This is a genomic window from Enterococcus sp. LJL128 (assembly GCF_056924295.1).
Genome location: NZ_JBXPBP010000003.1, coordinates 182,668 through 203,911, shown reverse-complemented (window position 1 = coordinate 203,911; position 21,244 = coordinate 182,668). Strand labels below are relative to the sequence as shown.

At 37.8% G+C, this 21,244-nt stretch carries 21 protein-coding genes; 4 read left to right on the top strand and 17 right to left on the bottom strand.

Annotated features, from left to right (window positions below):
* Positions 1 to 162: 162 nt before the first annotated feature.
* The 7 genes from AC1Z3K_RS06130 to AC1Z3K_RS06100 form a co-directional block, all read right to left on the bottom strand.
* On the bottom strand, positions 163 to 825 hold the full coding sequence (locus AC1Z3K_RS06130) for a PepSY domain-containing protein (RefSeq protein WP_461732169.1): 663 nt from the start codon (positions 823 to 825) through the stop codon (positions 163 to 165).
* A 153-nt stretch (positions 826 to 978) separates the two neighbouring features.
* Complete coding sequence (locus AC1Z3K_RS06125; RefSeq protein WP_461732168.1) at positions 979 to 2,346, bottom strand: sensor histidine kinase; 1,368 nt, start codon at positions 2,344 to 2,346, stop codon at positions 979 to 981.
* Entirely contained in the window at positions 2,336 to 3,043 is a 708-nt protein-coding gene (locus AC1Z3K_RS06120) for a response regulator transcription factor (protein ID WP_461732167.1), read from the bottom strand. The genes AC1Z3K_RS06125 and AC1Z3K_RS06120 overlap by 11 nt, the downstream gene beginning before the upstream one ends.
* A 309-nt stretch (positions 3,044 to 3,352) precedes the next feature.
* On the bottom strand, positions 3,353 to 3,541 hold the full coding sequence (locus AC1Z3K_RS06115) for a cysteine-rich KTR domain-containing protein (protein WP_426081282.1): 189 nt from the start codon (positions 3,539 to 3,541) through the stop codon (positions 3,353 to 3,355).
* A 50-nt stretch (positions 3,542 to 3,591) separates the two neighbouring features.
* Positions 3,592 to 4,362, bottom strand: coding sequence for an ABC transporter permease (locus tag AC1Z3K_RS06110; protein ID WP_426081281.1), 771 nt, complete (start codon positions 4,360 to 4,362; stop codon positions 3,592 to 3,594).
* Entirely contained in the window at positions 4,352 to 5,209 is an 858-nt protein-coding gene (locus AC1Z3K_RS06105) for an ABC transporter ATP-binding protein (RefSeq protein ID WP_461732166.1), read from the bottom strand. Before AC1Z3K_RS06105 ends, AC1Z3K_RS06110 begins: the two co-directional genes overlap by 11 nt.
* Before the next feature lie 114 nt (positions 5,210 to 5,323).
* Complete coding sequence (locus AC1Z3K_RS06100; RefSeq protein ID WP_461732165.1) at positions 5,324 to 5,968, bottom strand: TetR/AcrR family transcriptional regulator; 645 nt, start codon at positions 5,966 to 5,968, stop codon at positions 5,324 to 5,326.
* Between the two features lie 358 nt (positions 5,969 to 6,326).
* On the opposite strand from AC1Z3K_RS06100, the gene AC1Z3K_RS06095 reads away from it, so the two are divergent.
* The 3 genes from AC1Z3K_RS06095 to AC1Z3K_RS06085 all read left to right on the top strand — a co-directional run bounded on the left by AC1Z3K_RS06095 (position 6,327) and on the right by AC1Z3K_RS06085 (position 9,757).
* Complete coding sequence (locus AC1Z3K_RS06095; protein ID WP_461732164.1) at positions 6,327 to 7,427, top strand: helix-turn-helix transcriptional regulator; 1,101 nt, start codon at positions 6,327 to 6,329, stop codon at positions 7,425 to 7,427.
* A gap of 67 nt (positions 7,428 to 7,494) precedes the next feature.
* Positions 7,495 to 8,214: an ABC transporter ATP-binding protein gene (locus AC1Z3K_RS06090; protein ID WP_426081277.1), complete on the top strand. Its 720-nt coding sequence runs from the start codon at positions 7,495 to 7,497 to the stop codon at positions 8,212 to 8,214.
* Positions 8,207 to 9,757, top strand: a complete 1,551-nt coding sequence (locus AC1Z3K_RS06085; RefSeq protein WP_461732163.1) for a hypothetical protein — start codon at positions 8,207 to 8,209, stop codon at positions 9,755 to 9,757. Before AC1Z3K_RS06090 ends, AC1Z3K_RS06085 begins: the two co-directional genes overlap by 8 nt.
* A gap of 142 nt (positions 9,758 to 9,899) precedes the next feature.
* Here the strand turns inward: AC1Z3K_RS06085 and AC1Z3K_RS06080 are convergent, their stop codons facing one another.
* The gene (locus AC1Z3K_RS06080) at positions 9,900 to 10,055 is read right to left on the bottom strand and encodes a hypothetical protein (RefSeq protein ID WP_461732162.1); all 156 of its coding nucleotides are present in this window, start codon (positions 10,053 to 10,055) and stop codon (positions 9,900 to 9,902) included.
* Between the two features lie 290 nt (positions 10,056 to 10,345).
* Here AC1Z3K_RS06080 and AC1Z3K_RS06075 point away from each other — a divergent pair, with 290 nt between their 5' ends.
* Positions 10,346 to 10,732, top strand: a complete 387-nt coding sequence (locus tag AC1Z3K_RS06075) for a YxeA family protein (RefSeq protein WP_461732161.1) — start codon at positions 10,346 to 10,348, stop codon at positions 10,730 to 10,732.
* 318 nt (positions 10,733 to 11,050) lie between these two features.
* Here AC1Z3K_RS06075 and AC1Z3K_RS06070 read toward each other — a convergent pair whose 3' ends face one another.
* The 9 genes from AC1Z3K_RS06070 to AC1Z3K_RS06030 form a co-directional block, all read right to left on the bottom strand.
* Entirely contained in the window at positions 11,051 to 11,344 is a 294-nt protein-coding gene (locus AC1Z3K_RS06070) for a hypothetical protein (RefSeq protein WP_461732160.1), read from the bottom strand.
* Between the two features lie 53 nt (positions 11,345 to 11,397).
* Positions 11,398 to 12,333, bottom strand: coding sequence for an MFS transporter (locus tag AC1Z3K_RS06065; RefSeq protein ID WP_461732159.1), 936 nt, complete (start codon positions 12,331 to 12,333; stop codon positions 11,398 to 11,400).
* A 425-nt stretch (positions 12,334 to 12,758) separates the two neighbouring features.
* Positions 12,759 to 13,226, bottom strand: coding sequence for a MarR family winged helix-turn-helix transcriptional regulator (locus AC1Z3K_RS06060; protein WP_426081273.1), 468 nt, complete (start codon positions 13,224 to 13,226; stop codon positions 12,759 to 12,761).
* Positions 13,227 to 13,618: 392 nt separating this feature from the next.
* Positions 13,619 to 15,925: an immunoglobulin-like domain-containing protein gene (locus AC1Z3K_RS06055; protein ID WP_461732158.1), complete on the bottom strand. Its 2,307-nt coding sequence runs from the start codon at positions 15,923 to 15,925 to the stop codon at positions 13,619 to 13,621.
* 262 nt (positions 15,926 to 16,187) lie between these two features.
* Entirely contained in the window at positions 16,188 to 17,027 is an 840-nt protein-coding gene (locus tag AC1Z3K_RS06050) for a hypothetical protein (RefSeq protein WP_461732157.1), read from the bottom strand.
* On the bottom strand, positions 17,028 to 18,101 hold the full coding sequence (locus AC1Z3K_RS06045) for a DUF3696 domain-containing protein (protein ID WP_461732156.1): 1,074 nt from the start codon (positions 18,099 to 18,101) through the stop codon (positions 17,028 to 17,030). It abuts the gene before it with no gap.
* The gene (locus AC1Z3K_RS06040) at positions 18,086 to 19,612 is read right to left on the bottom strand and encodes a GmrSD restriction endonuclease domain-containing protein (RefSeq protein ID WP_426081269.1); all 1,527 of its coding nucleotides are present in this window, start codon (positions 19,610 to 19,612) and stop codon (positions 18,086 to 18,088) included. Before AC1Z3K_RS06040 ends, AC1Z3K_RS06045 begins: the two co-directional genes overlap by 16 nt.
* Positions 19,613 to 19,902: 290 nt before the next feature.
* Positions 19,903 to 20,088, bottom strand: coding sequence for a type II toxin-antitoxin system antitoxin (locus tag AC1Z3K_RS06035; protein WP_426081268.1), 186 nt, complete (start codon positions 20,086 to 20,088; stop codon positions 19,903 to 19,905).
* A gap of 35 nt (positions 20,089 to 20,123) precedes the next feature.
* The gene (locus AC1Z3K_RS06030; protein ID WP_426081267.1) at positions 20,124 to 21,143 is read right to left on the bottom strand and encodes an SPFH domain-containing protein; all 1,020 of its coding nucleotides are present in this window, start codon (positions 21,141 to 21,143) and stop codon (positions 20,124 to 20,126) included.
* Between the last annotated feature and the right edge of the window lie 101 nt (positions 21,144 to 21,244).

The following is a 21,244-nucleotide window of genomic DNA, read 5'->3' as shown; positions in this document are numbered from 1 at the left end:
GCTGAATAAAAGAAGCTTTAATCCTTATCTTTCAAAAGTATCCTATTAAAAATAAGCCGGAATATCCGAAAATGATTGCTTGAGGTACGCTCATTTTCAATATATTCCGACTTATTTTCTTGAGCTGGACCAATCCTCCACGCTCTTTAAGATAAACTTTTTTTAGTCATCCATTTCTGTTTCCAAAATTGCTCCGGTTTTTGCATCTAGCTTGACAGATGCTTCAGAACGTCCATTCACAATTTTTACTTCCCAATAGGTAGTAGACATTTCTCTCTCCAATGACCATTCAATTGCCTCGCCTTGTCCAACTGCTTTCAGTGCCGCAGCGGCAGCCTCATCAATTGACAAAATCCCCTCGAGAGAGAGCTCTTCACTTTTCAGTTCAACCCCATTTTGTTCATCGGCGTCAAGCCGTTCCTCTTTTTCTTTGGCCAGCTCGCCGGTTTTGGCATTTATCTTCACTTCATACTCCGCGTTGTCATCCATTCCTTTGACTTCATAATAATAACTGCCAAATGAAGTATCTAACTCCAGCGATGTCACAGATGTATCGGGGTATGCCTCTTGATAGGCTTTAATGGCCTCTTCTGCTGAGCGTTCAATCCCTTCTAAGGCAGAGCCTGTTTGAACAGATGCCCCACTCGTTGCCTCCGTTGTGTTTTCAGGCGCTTCACTGGTTTGAGATGACTCTGCTGCTTCTGAAGATTTACTCGTAGTTGAATTGCTGTTCCGATTCTCTGGCGGCAGCTCATTTCGATTAGCAGTACACCCTGTCAAAAGCACACCTAAGGTAACTAGTCCTATTATTCCTATTTTTTTCATTTTAATCGTTCCCTTCTTTTTTGAAATTAAAGCAGCTGTTAGTAAATATTTTCTAAAATCAGCTAATTATATTGCTTTGATAACTCTATAGTATCAGAAGCTGAACGTATAAAATCCAAACAAAAATAAAACTTTTATGAAGAAATCTTCATTTTATTTTTTTATTGGAAAGCGGACAATAAAACGGCTTCCCTGAGGTGCATTATCCAATACCTCTATTGATCCATGATACTGCTTAACAAGCTCTTGGACGATGGCTAATCCAACGCCTGAACCGGAAATTCGACTAGATCTGGAACGATCCGCCCGATAAAAGCGGTTAAATATAAGTTCTTTATCCTCTTCAGTAATGCCAAGTCCTGTATCTGCCACTTCAAAGTCGACTGATTCTTTTTTTTGCAAGAGACGAATAAAGATTTTTCCATCTATTGTTGTGTATTTAGCTGCGTTTTCAATCAAATTACGAATAATCTGTCGTAAATTATCTTCATTTATTTCAAGGTAAACCTGCTCATCAATTTCTGTCACTATCTCTTGCTGGATCATCACCTGCAGCTCATCAAGCATTAGCTGTAAAACAGCTGAAAAATGAAGCATGGAAGAAGCTTTTTGTTCGCCTCGACCTAATACCAGCAGTTGTTCAACCATTACTGTCATACGTCTCGATTCAGAATCAATATAATGAATTGATTTAGGAATGACCTCAGGATGCTTAGTTCCTCTTCGATTAATTAAGTCTACATGACCGCGAATAGCAGCTAGCGGCGTCCGCAGTTCATGGGAAACATCGGTTACAAATTGCTTTTCTCTTTCCATGGAATTTCGCTGCTTCATCAGCAAATCATTAAAGGATTCAGAAACATACTTGACCTCTTGCGGGCTGTTCGGAACAGTCAATACTCCCTCTTGCTCTTCCGTTCTGCTCAACTCTCCGATTTCTTCATTCATTAAGCGCAACGGACGGCTAAATACATTGGCAAACCGATAAATAAGAATAGAGCCAATTAGTAAAATTACAATCGTTAGAATACTAGTGAGGATAAGTACGCTTTGAATCAATTCAAACTGATCTTCGATATCCACCAGAATGGCAGCCGTTGCCCCATCCTTAGCCATGGTGGTGTAAAAATAGGGATCCCCATCACTGTCCCATAATATATTATCTAAAAAGAACAGCTGCTTCATACTGGAAAAGTGATTGAACACAGTCTTAGCTTCATGTGAAAATATAACTTCCCCAGAACTCAAAGTCACCCGCACCAAATAAGGGGAGCTATCTCCAGAAGTGTAAGTCTCTAGAAAATCCAGCCATTTCGCTTGATTCTCAGTATCAGCATTCTCCATCGTTTCAGTCAGCATCTCTGCCTGATTTTTGGTAGAATCATACAATTCTCTAGTCAAAACAGCTACAATTGAAAAACTTAACAGTAAAATTGCTGCTGAAAGCAACAAAGTAAAACGAACCGATAATTGATGGCGGCTACTATTACGCCAGCTGTTCTGTCTTTTTTTATTTTTCATCTGCTGCCCTCAAAATATACCCCACACCTCGAATAGTTTGAATTAGCCGTGTCTCCTTTTGATAATCCATTTTATTTCTCAAAGAACGAATATACACATCTACAGTATTGGTTTGTCCAAAATAATCGTAGCCCCAAACTTCATTGAGCAGCTCACCTCTACTTAAGACTTCCTCCGGTCGTTTCATCAGAGCAGTCAGCAGTGCAAATTCCTTTTGCGTAAGCTGAATAGACTCACCATAACGTTGTGCAATATGCTTTGAAGGCTCAATAATTAAATCCTGATACTGATAAATAGAAGGTGTTTTCTTCAACTGTTCCAGCTGTTGATTTCTACGTAGAATGACTCTTATTCTTGCTAAAAGCTCTTCGATATCAAAAGGCTTTGTAATATAGTCATCTGCCCCAACATCCAGCCCGGTTACTTTATCGCTGAGCTGATCTCGAGCGGTCATCATAATAATCGGGATATTGCTTTTCTTTCGAATTCTCCTGGCAACTGTGATGCCATCATATTTGGGCAGCATCCAATCTAATAAAATCAACGTCAGTTCATTTTGATGCGCCTCAAAAAGTTCTAAGGCTTCACCACCGTCTTTGGCATGAAGCACTGCGTATTCCTCAAATCTCAACTCTTCTGATATAAAGCTCGCCAAGCTTTCTTCATCTTCTACCAATAGAATCTGAACATCTGACATACAAACCGCCTCCTTAGTAACAGACTACTTAGTTAAGGAATGAAGGTCAACCATTTTATGATGAAAATATCTTCATAAAGAATATATAATGGCAGACTAGTAGCTAGTAAGTCAGCTGTTCTTGATCATCTACTAAAAAGAACCAATCCAAAGAAGTTTTGCTTCTTGTCCAAAACGCTAAAAGCTTAAACTGAGGGGTTAGTTTATATAATATTCTTTTTTTAAATTTACTGCTATTAAGGCTTCATTAAATAATTCATGCTTTTCACAATTAAAAATGCCGATAACTTGAAGTACTTACTCCAACAGTTATCGGCTCTGCGTCTTTGCGTCTGGCTCTTTTATGATTGTTACATTAAATTCCTTTATATTAACTAAATTTTCTTGTTTGCATTTTGGACAATATAAGGGTAGTTTGTTAATAATTGTATCTGCATAAATTTTTATTCGTGTTTTAGCATGACATACAGGGCAGATAATCCATGACGATTCTCTCATAATATCACCAGCTTTTTTTAATTTATTCGTCTTGTTCTTGTTGCAGTCTCCTATGATACTTTTCTTTTGTATACTTGCAGCGAGACAAAATATGCCACAATGATTGTACCCACGCACCAAACCAAAGCTATCACTAGACTATTATCTAAAGGTAAATCCAATGTTAGTGACCGAATGCTATCAATAATCGGTGTCATCGGTTGATTTTCAGCAAACCAGCGAATACCGCTGCCCATAGTTGCGACAGGAGCAAAGCCAGAACTAATAAAGGGTAGGATAAAAAACGGAAGCATCAAACTAATTGAACCCTCTGCTGACTTTGCGATTAGTCCACATAATACGCTGAGCAGAGAAATTGCAATGTTAACAAGAATAAGAAGTCCAACTACAGTACACCAGCCCCAAAAGTCAGCTTGCGGTCTAAAGCCTAGAATAAAGGCGGTACCAATGATTATGATAGTTGAAATTGTATTTCTTATAATTCCAGCGCCAGTATGACCTATAATTACGGCAGATTTTGAGATGGACATCGTACGAAAGCGGTCAATGATACCTTTGGTCATATCATTTGCGACATTCATTGCTGAATATTGAGAAGCCTGGCCAATGCTTTGCAAAATGATACCCGGCACGATGAAATCAACGTAATTAAAGCCTTTTATATCCGCCGTAGTTCCCAATATAGCAGTAAACAACAGCATAATTATAAATGGTAGTATGATTGACGACAAAAGTGCTTCTGGATTTCTAAAGGTGATTAATAAACACCGTTTAAATACAATCCATGAATCGATAATTACACTTCTCTTTTTATGATGCATGACTGGTATCCTCCTTTTTTTCATCAATTAATGTTAAAAAGACATCTTCCAATGAAGGTAGATTTTGTTCAACAGTATCAGCTGAAATATCATTCTCCCTTAAAAGTTCAATTGCTTTAATCGCACTTTCTTCACTATTAAAATTAAGCGATACTCCTCTCTTAGGCAGTATCTCTTTTAGATATTGCGGTGTCCCCTCCACGAGAATCTTTCCTTTATGAAGAATAGCAACATGATCAGCAAGGTATTCTGCTTCTTCTAAATATTGTGTTGTTAGAAATACGGTTGTTCCTTTCTTTGCTAAGCTTTTTACCAATTCCCACATTGCAATCCGATTTTGAGGGTCAAGCCCAGTAGTAGGCTCATCGAGGAAAAGTACCTGAGGGTTATCCATAAGGCTCATGGCTATATCCAATCTGCGGCGCATCCCGCCTGAATACGTTGATACCTTACGATTAGCTGCATCCTCTAAATAAAAAAAAGACAGCCACTCATTCGTTTTGCTTTTGACATCTGGCAGACGCCGCAGCTGTCCGATAAGTTTCAAGTTTTCCCTGCCTGTTAAGACTTCATCGACTGCAACAAACTGACCAGTCAAGCTGATGCACTCTCGGACCTCATCGCTTTGACTCTCTATGTCAAAATCATTGATGGTAGCATTCCCACCATCTGGTTTCAATAAGGTAGATAGAATTTTAACAATAGTTGTTTTCCCTGCACCATTAGAACCTAATAAAGCATAGATTGTTCCACTGGGAACAGAAAAGTTGACATCCTTTAACACCTCCTTGCCTTGATAGCTTTTCTTCAATGATGATACTGCAATAGAAATAGTTGATTTTGACACGGCATTTCCTCCTTTGATTAGTTCTTGGTAAACCTTTAACTACATTAATAAAAACGAACATACCTACCGAACGAATGTATAAGATGAATAAAAAATTGTCTTGCTAAAGACAATTTACTTACTTTCTTCAGAGAAATAGGGTAATGATTTTATCATTTCCTCCATTTCACTATCATGGATAGGTACCCCCATTTTATCCAGTATTTCGGCTACAAAAAGATATCTCCTTTGACTTTCCTCAGCACTACCTTCGGACATGGAAATCATGAACCAAGTATCTATAAACGATAAAAATTCCGACAATTCCTTAGCATATTCTGTACGAATAGACCCATCTTTTTGCCCTTCTTCAATTAGTTCCAGCCAATACGGATATAGGATACGGCGATTTGATTCTATCATTTTTGCTAAAATATGAGGGTTTTTTAAGAGCGGAATCGCTTGTCTTGATAATTCTACCTGATCTTCATTTGACTGATTTAATTTAACAGCCATTCTCATTTTTTGAAGAGCATTTAAGTCAGTCCGCTTTTTTACAGCTTCAAAAGGATTGTTGTCGAAAAACATTTTATCTCCCAAAGCATCCATAATATCTTCTTTCGACTTGAAATGATGGTAAACAGCTCCCTTGGTTAAGCCATCCAATTCATTAACAATATCAACAATTGTAGTATTGTCATACCCTTTCTCTAAAAAAAGTCGTCCAGCTGCTTCTAATATTTTGTCAACCGTTATTTCCGGATATTTGTTTCGAGCCATAATATCCCTCCTTTAACATTCGTGCGGTATGAATGTATTGTAAAACACCAATCATAACTTGTCAAACGTTTTCATGAAAGCTATTTGAATCAGCAATAACTCTTTTAGTCACATCATTAGTAATTGACATCTACCAAAAAAACAAATGCAAGATAGCTGAAGAAAAGCAAATCCTGATAAAATCCGATGATTTTTAGCAAATATACAGTAATATCAATTACGCAAAAAATCATATGCTCCCTTATTCTGTATCAACCTAAAATCTACCATTAGTTGATTTTCACCTTGTTTAGTTGATTATAAATCGATTGCCCATTTATAAATAGCGACGTATACTTAAATCAAAGAGGTGTTATCTATGGAAATGAAGATTGGTGAATTGATTCATATCAAGCGTAAAGAAAAAAACATCACGCAAAAGCAGCTGGCAGATTTTGTAGGAGTTTCCAAAGCTTCCGTCTCAAAATGGGAGACAGGACAATCATACCCTGATATCAGCCTGTTACCTTTACTCGCTGCTTATTTTAACATTACAATCGATGAGCTATTGAGCTTTCGAACACAACTAACGTCTACAGAAATCAATACAATTTATGCTGCTCTTCAAAAAGAATTGATTGAATTAAAACCGGAAATTGATCAGAAAATCAGACGGCTTATTCGCACCTACTGGACATGCGGACCCTTTGTTTTTCAAATGGCTGTACTGCTTTTAAATCATTTGGACAGCTTGACTGTTTTTGATAAAATGGAAAGCTGGCTTGCCGAAATCCGTGGACTCTTTCTTCATGTACAGGAGTTATCAGATAACCCTCAATTGATTCATCACGCTAAAGTTATGGAAGCTTCTGTCGTGCTCATTCAGGAAAAACCCGAAGAAGTAATAGATATTTTGGGTACAGCAACACCTATTTTTTTGCCGCCGGAACTGATTATTACTAGCGCATTGCAAATGATGGAAAAAATAGAGGAAGCTGAAACAGTTATGCAGACCTCTCTTTTCCAATATACAATCATCATGATGAACGTTTTTATCCAATATTTGCCGCTGACTTATCAAAATGAAGTTCAGTTCGTCGAAACAGCTCATCGTGCTCAGCAGTTTGTTACTGTTTTTTCAATTGATCAATACCATCCTTTAACTGTTCTGCCCCTCTATCTACAAATCGCTGCAGGGTATCTGTCTCTAAACAGAGAAGCTGACAGTTTGTGTTTACTTGAAAAGTTTACCTCCTTAATGGAGCAGACAGCCTTTCCGATTGAGCTTCACGGCGACAGTTATTTTACTAAAGTGGCAGAATGGCTTTCAGAATATTCAAATGGCGGACAGCCTCCTAAAGAGACGCAGCTTATTAAGCTGCAGTTAATCCAAGCAGTATCCGGTCCTCCTTTTGATCAATTATCAAAAGACAAGCAATACCAAAGGCTTTTAACACGGTTAAACACCTTAGTTGATTAAGGGCTCTCCGAGAAGGTCTGATGATTAAGCCCTTGTATAAAACTCCTTAAAGAAAGTTGGAAAAATAATGTCAGTTTTGACGATTGAACACTTAACGAAAACATACCCAGGAGGAAAAGTTGCCGTTTCGAATCTCAGTCTTAAAGCAGAGCCTGGTGATATTTTTGGCTTTATCGGACATAATGGCGCCGGTAAAACAACGACTTTAAAGTCAATCGCTGGAACACTACATTTTGACCAGGGAAAAATTATGATTAATGGACATGATATTGAAAAAGAGCCGCTTTTGTGCAAAAAGGACATTGCTTATCTCCCCGATAATCCAGACCTTTATGATTATCTGACCGGCGTTCAGTATCTTGATTTCATTGCAGATATTTTTGAAATTTCTAGTGAACAGCGTCAGAAAAGAGTGGTCAAATTCAGCGAGAAGCTGTCATTAGCAGACCAGTTAAACAACTTAATCGGCACTTACTCTCATGGCATGAAACAAAAACTAGCTATTATCTCCGCCTTTCTTCATCAACCAAAGCTTTTGATTATGGATGAGCCCTTTGTTGGTCTGGATCCGGAAGCAGTCTTCCACGTTAAACAAATGCTGCAGGAGCTTTGCCGTCAAGGCAGTGCTGTTTTTTTCTCTACTCATGTTTTAGAAGTAGCTGAAACCCTTTGCACCAAAATTGCGATGATTGACCAGGGGCAATTGAAAAAATATGGACCGATTGAAGAAGTGCGCAACGGGCATACTCTTGAAGAAATATTTATGGAGGTAATCGGGGATGAATAAAATTCCTATATTACTTCGGCTGGAATTGCGTGGTCTTAGTCTTAATAAACTTCGTTATCGTTCCAAGAGTTATAAGATTGGTGCAGGAGTAGGATTTATTTTACTACTGCTTTTAGCCATTAGCTATATTTCCGGTGCTAGTTATACCTTAATCTATTTAAAGCTTGACCAATATGTACCTACGCTAATGGTTTTTCTAACGTCCGCGGTTTGTCTCATTCTGACTTTTATGAAAGGACATCAGCTACTATTCAAATTTCGAGACTTTGACACGCTCTTTTCCTTACCTATACAGCCGCGAATGATAATTATTAGTCGTATGCTGACATTGTATCTGTTGAATTTTGGTTTTGCTCTGCTAGTTCTTTTACCCAGTATGAGTATTTACAGCTTTCACCTAAAGACTCTTCAGCCGTTGCTGTCCTCTTTACTGATTGCGCCATTTATTCCATTAATACCAATCACTGTAGGGGCCGTATTGACCTTAGTTATTTCCGTAATTGCGGCTGGCTTTCGTCATCAGCAGCCAATTATTATCCTGCTAACATTGGGCGGACTATCAGCTTTTATGTTGGGATCGCTTAATCTAACTCAGTATGATGATGATGCAGTTACTCAATTATTGGAGCAAGGGCTGAAACAGCTGGAAGGAATCTATCCACTATTGTCGCTGCTAAAAAATGGCTTAACCCAACAACCTTGGCTGCTGTTGCTTTTCGGTTTGATTTCTCTTCTTGTTTTTGGTTCTTTTTCTCTGCTTCTAGATCGTTTCTATTTACAGATAAACTCTTGGTTAGGGGTCCGGTCAAATCATAAAAAACTAATAGTTAACAAGCTGACTCGTCGCAGTATTTTTAGCAGACTCATTCGACGAGAGGCCCGGCTTTATTTTTCAAGTTCGCTTTATGTTATCAATACGGTGATTGGTCCATTTCTATTCCTTTTGGCTGCTTTTAGTGTGCCGGTTCTTATGAAACAGCTGTTGGTTGTATTACCGACTACCCTATCTTTATCTCAGTTAACTGAGTGGCTGCCTTTTGTCCCTTGTCTTTTTTTAGGAATGAGCACACCAACAAGCTCTGCCATTAGTATGGAAGGACGTAATAGCTGGCTATTGGCCGCTTTGCCAATTCCTGTGCAACAAATTTACGCAGTGAAAATACTCTGGAATCTTATTGTATTTCTTCCCCTGATTTGGAGCGGCTGTCTTATTTTGGCGATTAGCTTTCCTATTACTGCTGCCGGCGGAATTTTACTCTTTTTACTTCCTAGCAGCTACTGCTTGTTCATCGTCACACTCAGCTTATGGCTTAATCAGAAGTACCATCGGTTTGACTGGACAAATGAACAGCAAATAATTAAGCAATCTTTACCAGTATTATTGACAATGCTTGTAGGTTTTTTATTGATTTTGCTGCTTGTCGGAATTGCTTTTGTGTCTCAAAACGTTACTTTAATAGGCTATATAGCCGCTTTCTGCCTGGTAGCCGGCAGTTTAGCCATCTGGTCACGTATGAAAAAGGTCAATGTATTTATTGTTTAAACCAAATAATTATTTAATTCCTACTCTTGAAAGAGGATGGAACAGAAGTGTTTAGTCCCGAAAAATAAGCCGAAATTCACGGAAATGACAGAAAACACGAATATGAGCCAGTCGCTGTTGACTGATTCCTACCAGGTGTTCTTCAAATTTTTGTGAATTTCGGCTTATTTCCGTAGGTTTTGCTCCTGCGGTTACTCGTCGCAGTTGGTAATAAAGCATGTGCTCCTGCGGTTGCTCGTCGCAGTTGGTAATAAGGCATGTGCTCCTGTTCAATGCTGGTATGTGCTACTGCTTCCACCGTTTATCCGAATTCCAAATGAGTTATGTCCCACTCACATTCAAGTTTTTCATTTTTCTTCAAAAAAAGCTTATTATTGCTTTTTAGATATTTTCTAACCCTTTACTTTTTCAACTGCATGTTTAACTTTTCTTAATATTTTTTTTAATCTCCAATACAATAACTGCGTTAAACAAGCGATGGCAATCCTCTCCAAATGACCTTACAATTTTGTTATTTATTAATCAGTCTAAAGTTTGATTTCTTCCAGCTGTTTTGAGAGTATTATCATTACAGAAAGGGTGATTCACATGAAAAAAGCGATAACAGGTAGTCTTATTTTTATTAGTATTTTAGCCGCACTGGGATTTGGAGCAAAATATGCAATGGACAAATATTGGGCAGATAATTATGGTGGTCCCTCCTACTACACAAAAATAACCAGCATCCCTGAGGATACTGGTACTCCTGAGGATGAGAGCCCCGTTTGGCAGTATGATCAGATTTCTTATAATGCAGATGGTCAGGAAAAAATAGTTCATCTCAAAGAAGCCCGCCCTCAGCCGTTAAAAGAAGGTGCATACTTAAAGATGGTAGTTAATGAGAATAAAGGCGTTACCTCTTGGGAGGAAGTAAAAGCTGCTGAGCTGCCAAAAAAAGTAGCTGAAAAATTAGAAAGCGAGGGCGACAATGATTGATGCTCTGTTATCCATTATCAGTGAGTTTGGAACTGCTTTATTTGAAGTTCTTCTACAATTTTTAATTATTCCATTCGAGGTATTAGCAGATATTGTCCAGACTTTTTTTAGTTAAATAGATAAAATAAAAACTTTAACGCAAAGCTTCGTCAGTTGCTAAATTGCTGTGAATATCAAAAGTGGTAATCTCCAGAATCTAAGAGAGACAGCCCTAAAGATAGTACCTTTCAGTTTTTTAGCTACTTGGGAAGCTTTGCTTTTTTCTTTATTCGAATAAATACTACGAACCTGACTATCACATAAACTCTCTCGTTATTCTCAATTACTTCTTAGATATTTTTTCTCTTCACGATCATTTCTCTTTAGTTCTCTCGGCTGAGCTATTTCATAAAAAACTTTACGGGTAAAGAAGCTGATACAAAACATAATGAGTGCTGCTCCATAAAACGGCAGATAGATGCTGCTGCCGATATGTTCGAAAATAATTCCATAGATGAACTGACCAACTGGACTGGAGCACATACACAAACATAAAACACAGGAAATCACTTTCCCAGTTAGTGCTTTTGGCGTCAGCATTTGTAAATATGTCATCATTTGAATCGTGAACAACGTGGACAACACCAATAGTAACCCACAGCTAATCGCTAGAATGAAAAAGATTTTTATTGAGCTCCGCTAACCAGTATTGTTAAGGCACAGCCGCTAAGAATCAGCGGACTAACCTTTAAAGTCAGCTTTTTAGAAAACACACCAGCTAGTAAACCACCGATAATACTACCAGATGCCATAATTCCCTGTGCATAGCCATAGAGACGATTCCCTGCACTCACATCAAAACCTAAATGCTGGGTGATAATTACTGGAACACCGACTAAGATTAGAGAAGTCAAAAATAAATTAACGGAAGCAAATACCAGAGACATCTTCCAAAGGATTGGTTTTTCCTTAAAGATAAAAGCAATACTCTCTTTTAAATCATTTAGTCCGGTCATTAAAATATTGCCTTCTCCCTGTTTCTGTACAAAAGGCATATGAATAAAGAGCTCCATTACAGCAGCTAAAAAGAAACAAGCCATACTCACATGCAAAATTGGTGTTAGACCAAAAACCGAATAAAGAATACCGCCAATGACCGGACCAGCCATACTTGCTAAGGAGCTGATTAAATCAACAATGGCGTTGCCCTGCATAATGTATTCTGTATCTACTAACTCAGGGACACTAGCTTGAACAGTAGGCTGATAGGTTCCTTGTATTCCATATAAAATGACTATTGTCATGCCTATTAATGGAACAATTTCCATTTTATTTGCTAGTAGATAAAATAAAAAAATTAGTATGGCTGTACTAAAATCAAGAAACACCATAATATTTCGCTTGTTGACACGATCAGCAATAATCCCGCCAATTGGAAAAAGTACCAGCATAGGCACAAAGGATATCGCCAAAATAGTACCAAATAAAGCGGCAGAGCCGGTTTCATTTAGTAAATACATGGGTAAAGCATACCTTAAAATCTGATTTCCAAATAGTGAAATGATTTGACCAACGGCTACGAGTAAAAAATCCTTGGAATAAATTGTTTTCTTAGTTATCATTAATAGTTCTCCTTTTCAGATCAGTTGCTTTGTTTCCTGAGTTCCAACATAAAGCTCTATCTCCTAGTGCTGAATAAGGATTTCCTATATCATCTAGTCCAAAATACGCCGCGGTTCATATTCGGATTTTTAATTTCCTCGGAAACAAAAACAACTTTATCACCATTTTGATTCCTTGTCAACAAAAAATCTTCATTAGACTCCGCTCTTTCATCTACCTTAAATGCAGATAAATATTGAAAGAATTTTCCAAATCTACTTAATGACTTGCAGAAAATACGACAACTGTAATTGAAAACATAATCCCTTTGGATACAAAAAAATCACAGAAATTTGACAACTCATTTCTGTGATTTCTCCTTTATTCTTGAAACTTACCTACGTGTTTTAGTCTTCTACATAGTCAAGCTACTTTTTGAATGTTCTTAGCTGATTGTCAGACCTTGCTTTTTAATTTCTTCATCCAGATGCTTGCTGTATACTTCAATAAAACGAAGCATACTGGTAAGCTGTTCTTCTGTCATTTGCTCAAAAACAACTTTATCTCGATCCCGAAATGCTTTATGTTCTTCTTCATGAATCGTATAAATTTTCTCTCCCAGCTCTGTCAGCTTAAAATATCTCTCTTTTTTATTTTCTGGTTTCTGGTAGCTTTCTATCAGCTTTTTTTGTATCAGCTTCTTTGTCAGCTTACTAATTGCACCTCTGGTCATATAGAGACTTTCAGCAAGCTTTGTAACATTGGGCTCTTTTTGCTTTTTTATCGCTTCTATGCAATGAACTTCTGAAGGCTTATAACCTTTCAGGCTTTCTTCCATTTTAAATTTATTAAGCCAGCTCATTTTTTCAAATAAATCTCTAGAATTTACAATTAACTCTTCTTCTTTACTCATTTGCTGCCTCCAAATAATCAAATAGTTGATATTAGTGTATCAGCTTATTATTTCCCTTTCAACAATGCTATAAAAAAGACATATTAAAAAAGGCTGAAACAATAATATGTCTCAAGCCCTAAAACGAAATAAGCGGTGTGTCTCAGAAGACAGTTCCTTGAAAATAAATCGGATGATATCGAAAATACAGGAAATTCTAGTTAAGTATTAATCAACCGCTTCTTGATTTTCTCTCAGTGTTTCTTGACAAATTTCGACTTAATCCAGTTTATTGCTGAGAAATACAGCTAGGTATGAGTATGTTGAACAATACCTAGCTGGTTCCCAGTGCTAAACACTTCTGCTATACTCTCTTTTAAGCTGCTAAACAAACTAAGTCTGTACAGCTCTCTTTAATATAAATCATTTGTTGTTTCATCCTTTTTCTTTTTTAAAAAGTAGGCGAATGCCAACATAAACAATCCTGAGATAGAGGTAAGAAGACTGCTCTCCTTCATGCCTGTTTCCGGTAATTCCTTCTCAGCAGACTTAATTTCTTCCGTCTTCACTACTGTTTCTTTAGCAGCCGGCTGTTTAGTGGTTCCCATTCCTTCTGGCTTAGCTGCTTCTCTGTCCTTAACCGTTAAAGTCATGACAGTTTCAGCTTTTTTATCTCCTTTTTCTGCAAAGAATTTAATTTCATGAACACCTGTTTCGACTAATGTACTATCGGAAGCTTTTACTTTAATATTTTCACCCATTACCTCAAAACCAATAGCTTCCGCATTTTCGGCTTCAGCCCATTCCAAAATCATCTCCTCAGTCAGCTTATCCCCCACATACATCACTTTGTCTTCTACCTTAATAGAAGGAGTCAGCTGATCAACCACTGTTAAGGTAATTGTTTTTACAGCTATATTTCCTGCTGTATTGGTAAAGGAATATTGAATCGTGAATGTTCCTTCCTTAGTAGTGTCAATTGGTCCATCAAGGACTGTGAACTCAGTTACTGCAAGGTTTTCACCATCCACAGGATCAGAAGCCTTCGCCCAGTTTAAAATGTCTGCATCACTAATCACTGTTCCAACCTCAACAGTCTGATCAGCTGCTTCAATTGTCGCTTCTCTATTTAACACAGTTACGTTAATCGATTTAGTCGTTGTATTTCCTGCCGTATTTGTAACAGCATATTCAACCGTGAACACTGCACCAGCAATAGAAGTGTCAATACTTCCTTCAAGAATCGTATACGTCAAATCTAAATCAGTATCTACTGGATCACTGGCCTGAGCCCAGCTTAGAATTAATTCATCAGTGATTTCCTGTCCTTGGTATACTTCCTGATTATCAGCTGTAATTGCTGCTGTCCGCTCAACTACGGAAACTGTAATTGTCTTGGTCTCTGTTGTACCTGCAGTATTAGTAGCTGAATATGTCACACTGTAGGTACCGATTGCTGCAGGATCTACGTTGTTTGAATCAACTGATACAGTAAGTCCGCCATCTCTTTCATCCATCGCTTTCGCATAGTCTAGCGGATTAAAAGCTTCCCCCTGCATAATGGTCACATCCGCTGCTTCAATAGTAATCACACTAGCTGCAACTGTAACATTGACTGTTTTCGTTTGATTGACTCCGCTCGCTGTTTTTGCGCTGTAAGTGACAGGATACACACCTGCTGTCGTAGTGTCTACTAGCCCGGAGTATGAAATTCCAGTATCAGAGACACCATCATAGGCTCCTAAAGCAACTATTGATCCATCTGCTTTATTTTCTGTTGCACTAACATTGGCCATTGGATCAAAAGTATCTCCAAGAAAAATCTTACTGTCAACTGCATTAAGCGTTAAACCGCTCATAACAGTGATATTTACCATTTTTTCAGTATATGTTCCATAAACCAGCGACTCTACAACCACGGAAATATTATACGTACCCACATCGCCGCCACCAGCTGAACCACTTGTGTATAGCGTATACTCAGTTGGGTCAGTTGTTGTTCCGTCTGGATTTTTTACAATAATTCTTTTTTCAATTTCTGCCTGATAATCGCCATTTTGAGCAATTGTAAAATCAGAAATTGACACATCCAGCATACCATATACTGAGTCATCAACAACCAATACTTTGGTTGTGGCTGTCATCGTTTTACCAGCTGAGTTAGTCACTGAATAACTCACTTGATAAGGTGTGGTATTTTCAGTGTTAATGTCCACATTATTGCTGGTGACAACAATGCTTGAGGTAATATTCCCATCTAAGCTGTCGTATGCGGTTACCCCTTCCAACGGATTAAAAGCTTGACCTTTTCTAATTGTTTTTACTGGTGTAACTGAAATAACCGGCGCATCTGCATCACCCATAGCCGGCGGCAGCTGGGTAATGTCCAATGGAACAACACTATCCGCTGTTTCAGCCGTTGCCGGAACTTCTGGAAGTACAGATTCTTCATAAGGTACGTCAATCGGTGCTTCAATCACAGGTGATTCAGCCGGAGCTTCTACTACTGGCGTTTCAGGCACTGGCTGTTCAGCTGTCGGCTCTTGAACAGAAGGTGTTTCTACAACAGGCAGCGAAGTAGCTTCCTCCACGGCGGGTGTTGCTGCTGATTCAGCTGTCATGGGCTCCTGTAATGAATCAGCTACGGCCAGCTGTGCGTTCAAAAATGTCGGAGCAAGCAGTGTAACTAAAGTAAATGCAACAATCTTCTTATTTTTCATTTGTATTCTCCCTTTTCTAAATAATTAGTGTGTAATTCAAAGCTGGAGGAAAATTAGAGGAATTTAAACATGATCAATTTTTCTTCCAACTCTGCTTTCACTACTAATACCTTGCACTCTCTGAAAAGGTTACAAAGGAAAAAAAATTTTGAAGTGCTGCTGCGAAAATTCCCCCAAAATAAAATTATAAATAAAGGACTTTTACATAAAATAAACCAGAAAACAGGGATTGGTATCTGTTTTCTGGTCTATTTTTTATTTATTATTTCGCTTTAATATGTCTACCAATATGAGCGATAATAATTTTTTCTTTTGCTTTTTCTGGCCATTTAAAATAAATACGCTCATCACTATAATTTGTAAACAGTTTTGTATGAGGAATACAAGTAATTATTTCATCTTTCTCCGGATCTGGATGAGCGGTTTTAAAAATCTTAAGGCTTTCCTTATTCCCTTTACCGGAACAATAAATATTATATTCAGAACCTAGTAATTTTAGCCATACTCCCGTATCTTTTTCTTCTAAATCTTCTAGCTGTTCACTAAACAAATTTAGGGCATTTAAATGCTTGGTTAATTCTTTGACATAATCAGACCACAAATAATCCTTTGACTTCTTTTTAAAAGAATTCGGATAAATTTCCAGTGATTCATAGCACCCCTTAGCTAATTCAGAATAAGCCTGAAAGGATTCTGAGTTTTGGATGAAGTCCAAATCTAATTCATAAGAGTCATTCTTGGATAAGATACTATTTTCGATTTCCCAGTCTGTGATATATTTAGTAAAATCAGTAATCGCAAGCGACTTAATATCAGCTAATGTCTTCTCTTTTTCCCAATTAGCTCCCTCATAACCAATTTTAGTAAAGAATTCCTGTAACAAATTCATAGTATCGCTTTGTTTATTAGTCTCACTCAATAGATACTCCGCAATACTCAGTCCTGCAGAATCTACCTCGTTATAAATACTTCCTACTATAGATAGCTTTGGTTCTTCCTTACCCATAAATTCCCGAGCAAATCCAACATAATTATAGACTGTTTCATGAGAGGACGAACGATAATCATACAACGGGTGAAGATAGATTTTTCCAAGCGTCACCTAGCTCCCCTCCATTCGATTCTTAATCAGCTCCCTGACGTCCTGCATACTTTGATCAAAAAAACCTTTAGGCCAATGAGAGAGTTCTCCATATTCATCAACAGAAATCTTTTCTGCCTTTCCTTCATCAAAAAACAGCACACTCATCAGCTCCGTTTGTGCTTTCAGAGCTAAATTCAACCGTGCTCCATTAATCACATGCTCACTATGGGTTTCAATGATAACTTGAACACCTTGGATGGCCAATTCTGATAAGAAACTACCAATCTTAGATTGACTATATGGATGCAAATGGGCTTCCGGATTTTCTATAATGAGTACGGCTCGTTTCTTTAATTCGTCATCTAAAGAAGCACAGTATAACCCTTGCACAATAATTGGTAAAACATAGGTCAAGCCAAATCCTACTGTAGTTGGTACAAAATCCTGATTATATCTTAAAGCCGATATACCCAAATCACTGTCACTTCTTGAAGAAAAGCCTGACCCCGGGATAATGATGTTCAGCCACTCGCTACAGTTGTTATAAAACCGCAGTGATTTGCCCCGCTTTAAGGCTTCTGGAATATTCATACGCTCATTTTCTAAACGATCCAGCATGAAACTGGTATTTTCGCCATGAACGCCGACGCGGTCTGCTAAATTATCTGTTAATTGATTAGCTAGTCTAGGACCAATACGCTCAGCATTTAGATAAAAAACGTCTCTTTGCCAGCTGCCATCCAGCTTTTTATTAAAATAATTTTCTTCAAACCGCTCTTCTACTTCTAAAGTAACCCGCATTTTATCTGGTTCAATAAAAAACTCTATCTGATTTCCTGAATTGCTGTTCCCTACCTCCATAGAATTTTCTAAAGTAAGCAGTTTGGAAGCTAAACCCAAATTAGTACCATAAACATCCGTCGTGTATACACAGTCTTTATTGGTGTTTACTGCTGAAGCAGACAACAGAATACTTTGAATCACTGAAGATTTTCCAGCAGAATTGCTGCCAGTTAAAATCGTCATTCCGCTAAAATCGACAGAATAATCAGAAAAGCATTTAAAGTTCTTAATCCTTATACTCTCAAGCATTGCTCAATAACCTCCTTAACCTCTTCAAAAAGAATACGTACATTTCCTCTATTATTTGTTCCAATTGAAATTGCATTAAAGAAACGATAATCCTGAATTTTTTCCACCATTATTTTTTCAGCTGCTTTTTGGTATTGAGAAAAATCAATAGTTTGGTATTTGGGATCAGCTAGTAAAACAGTGAATGCTGAGTAGAGTGGTTTATTAATAATTGACGTTGGACGATAAGAACCATCTTCATAAACGACATATTTATTAAAAGCATTTCTTTCGAAAAGCTCGTAGGATTTCATTAACCCTCGCTTAAACGCTTTCTCATATGCATCAAATTCTTCTGGATGATCCAGTAAAAATTCATGGGTCTCATTCAATAAATCAACGATACTGGAATGTTCGTAGTTAATCTTCTGATTTTCAAAATCATAAATGCGATAAAAAGCCACAAAACGCAGAACCAATTCCTGATCCTCTAATCTTCTTTCTCCTACACGATGACAGGTAGCTAATAAAAACTCTTCAGATTGCCGACAACGTTTGTAAAATTCTCTAACTGCAGGAGAGCTAATTGCATTTCGCATTTCCTGATTATTTAAAGGAACGCCCCCTGTGTTAATTCGCTTGAAAATGTCATAAACCACCCGCTTGGGAGAAGTGATATCAATCGTATTAACAGAGAGCTGAGTTCGATAAATCTGCCCTTTAAGTTTGACGGATAAATCAGCAAACGCTAACCCTTCATAGTCATTAAGATATTCTAATCCTTTTAGCCTAAATTTTCCTTGTAAAAAACCAAAGATAGCATCTAATCTTTGTTGTCCATCAATAATCTGGAAACCGCCCTCTTCTGTCTCATACATATAGAAGGCTGGTATAGGAATATTAAGAATCAATGACTCAATCAGCCGTGATTTTTGCCTATCATTTTTCCAAACCCGCTGTCTTTGAAAATCCGGACTTAATTCAATCAATCCGTCTTCGTACAGTTCAAACATATATTTAATGGATAACAGCTGTTGGGAGATTTTTATTTTCTCAGGACTATAAGGCTCTCTAATCACAGGAACATTCTCTGATAACATTTCTTCTGCCTCTATCCCGCTAGCTGTTTTTTCACCTAGTTCTTTCGATTTATCTGAAAGATATTCATTTAGATAGTCCAAAAACGCCGGCTTTGATTTTTCTTCTGGTTCATTCTCTGTATTTGAAAACACTAAAAACATCTGTTTTTCACCATTAAAGACGGAAAAATCGCTAACTCCGGACTCAAAAAGTTTATTGACTCTCTGTTTGCTCATTAGAAATTCAAGCTCTTTATTGTTAGTTGCTTTGACTTCAAAGAAATAAACAGGCTGTCGATCAATTTTTGAAAGAATGACTAAATCAAATCGAAAACGCTCTTTATCCATCACATATTCTCTGTTTAATTCAAAGTTATTATTAAGATACGCATTAGCTTCTAGAAAATCTTTTATCAGCCTAAACAATGCTTCTCCGTAGATACGTTCTTCCATGTATGATTCCTCATTTCAAGAGTTTGTTGCTGCATTTGTCTTCCTAATTATAGCATATACTGCTTTTACAAATGTAGTCTATTTATCTCATAAAAAAGAGCATCGGACATAAAATTTTTAACGTTTTTTACTCAAAAGAACCAAATAAGCAGCGGTATAAAAGCCGCACCTTGGAAAATAAACCGGACTATACTGAAAATGAGGAGCCATTTTCGTATAGTCCGGTTTATTCTTTGAAGCAAAACACATTTGGCTTTGCCTCTTTATTTCTTACTTATAATTATTTTTCGTTAGTCGTCATTCGGCTTTTTTTCACTGGAACGTTTGCGCCGCTTAACATTTTCGGTCAGCAAATACTCTATTTGTCCATTCACACTGCGAAACTCATCCTCCGCCCATGCAGCCAGCTCATTGTATAGGGCAGCTGATAAACGAAGCGGTACCTGCTTTTTTGCTTTTTGCTCTTTTTTTTCCATAACAGCAGCCTCCCTGATAAGCAATAAGGACTATTTTAATACAGTGAGCCACTATTGACAACTGGCTGAGCATCCCGGTTTCCGCATAGAACAACTAAAAGATTGCTAACCATTGCCGCCTTGCGCTCTTCATCCAACTCAACGATGCCCTGCGTACTTAGATTTTCCAAGGCCATCTCTACCATGCCGACAGCTCCTTCAACAATCAGCTGACGCGCATCTACAATTGCAGACGCCTGTTGACGCTGCAGCATTGCAGCAGCGATTTCTGGTGCATAAGCCAAGTGAGTAATCCGTGCTTCAAGAATCTCCAAGCCTGCTACTTCAACCTTCTCTTGAATTTCTTCACGTAGTTTCGAGCTAATTTCCTGACTAGAGCCGCGAAGACTCTTTTCATTTGCATCTTCATCATCGGCGGAATCATAAGGATACAAACGAACAATATTACGAAGAGCTGAATCACATTGAATTGACAGGTAGTCTACAAAGTTATCAACATCAAACATTGCTTTAGCTGTATCAGAAACTCGCCAGATAACTACAATACTAATAATAATCGGATTTCCAAGGGCATCATTAATCTTCTGTTTATTATTACTCAATGCCATCGTTTTTAGTGAAAGCTTCTTCGTTACTCTGTTAACATTGGCATTTTTCGCCTTTTCTTCCTCTGTCATCTCCGTCGTATCCATCGATGATAGGCGCTTAGGTACTGGCAGAGCAGTCGTGAATGGATTAACGAAGTAAAAGCCTTCGCCTTTTAAAGTTCCTACATATCGGCCAAAAAGGGTCATAACCATTGACTCATTGGGGCGGATGATTTTCAATCCGGCAAATAGCAGCGGCATGATAACACACCAGTAAAATACGCTAATTCCTAAAAGGATGCCGCCTAACACATAGGTTTCTTTTTCCAAATAGACAACCCCAAAAATAAAAGCGGCAATTGACAAAGCGATTCCCAACACATTCAGCAGTAGAAACGGCATCCCGCTTCCTGCTTTCATCCTCACTTCTTGAGACGGTGTATTACTTTCGAATTTTTTGACTTCCATCTTTTTTTCCTCCTTTTCTTTATGATATCAATTTGATATCACTTATATATTAACTAGATGTTATCAGTAAAATAGAGATTTGTAAAGAGAAATTGTACTAA

Bases quoted from the DNA above. Each gene is read 5' to 3' on its own strand.
- AC1Z3K_RS06130 (WP_461732169.1), bottom strand. From the start codon at position 825: ATGAAAAAAATAGGAATAATAGGACTAGTTACCTTAGGTGTGCTTTTG.
- AC1Z3K_RS06125 (WP_461732168.1), bottom strand. From the start codon at position 2,346: ATGAAAAATAAAAAAAGACAGAACAGCTGGCGTAATAGTAGCCGCCAT.
- AC1Z3K_RS06120 (WP_461732167.1), bottom strand. From the start codon at position 3,043: ATGTCAGATGTTCAGATTCTATTGGTAGAAGATGAAGAAAGCTTGGCG.
- AC1Z3K_RS06115 (WP_426081282.1), bottom strand. From the start codon at position 3,541: ATGAGAGAATCGTCATGGATTATCTGCCCTGTATGTCATGCTAAAACA.
- AC1Z3K_RS06110 (WP_426081281.1), bottom strand. From the start codon at position 4,362: ATGCATCATAAAAAGAGAAGTGTAATTATCGATTCATGGATTGTATTT.
- AC1Z3K_RS06100 (WP_461732165.1), bottom strand. From the start codon at position 5,968: ATGGCTCGAAACAAATATCCGGAAATAACGGTTGACAAAATATTAGAA.
- AC1Z3K_RS06095 (WP_461732164.1), top strand. From the start codon at position 6,327: ATGGAAATGAAGATTGGTGAATTGATTCATATCAAGCGTAAAGAAAAA.
- AC1Z3K_RS06090 (WP_426081277.1), top strand. From the start codon at position 7,495: ATGTCAGTTTTGACGATTGAACACTTAACGAAAACATACCCAGGAGGA.
- AC1Z3K_RS06085 (WP_461732163.1), top strand. From the start codon at position 8,207: ATGAATAAAATTCCTATATTACTTCGGCTGGAATTGCGTGGTCTTAGT.
- AC1Z3K_RS06075 (WP_461732161.1), top strand. From the start codon at position 10,346: ATGAAAAAAGCGATAACAGGTAGTCTTATTTTTATTAGTATTTTAGCC.
- AC1Z3K_RS06065 (WP_461732159.1), bottom strand. From the start codon at position 12,333: ATGATAACTAAGAAAACAATTTATTCCAAGGATTTTTTACTCGTAGCC.
- AC1Z3K_RS06060 (WP_426081273.1), bottom strand. From the start codon at position 13,226: ATGAGTAAAGAAGAAGAGTTAATTGTAAATTCTAGAGATTTATTTGAA.
- AC1Z3K_RS06055 (WP_461732158.1), bottom strand. From the start codon at position 15,925: ATGAAAAATAAGAAGATTGTTGCATTTACTTTAGTTACACTGCTTGCT.
- AC1Z3K_RS06045 (WP_461732156.1), bottom strand. From the start codon at position 18,101: ATGCTTGAGAGTATAAGGATTAAGAACTTTAAATGCTTTTCTGATTAT.
- AC1Z3K_RS06040 (WP_426081269.1), bottom strand. From the start codon at position 19,612: ATGGAAGAACGTATCTACGGAGAAGCATTGTTTAGGCTGATAAAAGAT.
- AC1Z3K_RS06035 (WP_426081268.1), bottom strand. From the start codon at position 20,088: ATGGAAAAAAAAGAGCAAAAAGCAAAAAAGCAGGTACCGCTTCGTTTA.
- AC1Z3K_RS06030 (WP_426081267.1), bottom strand. From the start codon at position 21,143: ATGGAAGTCAAAAAATTCGAAAGTAATACACCGTCTCAAGAAGTGAGG.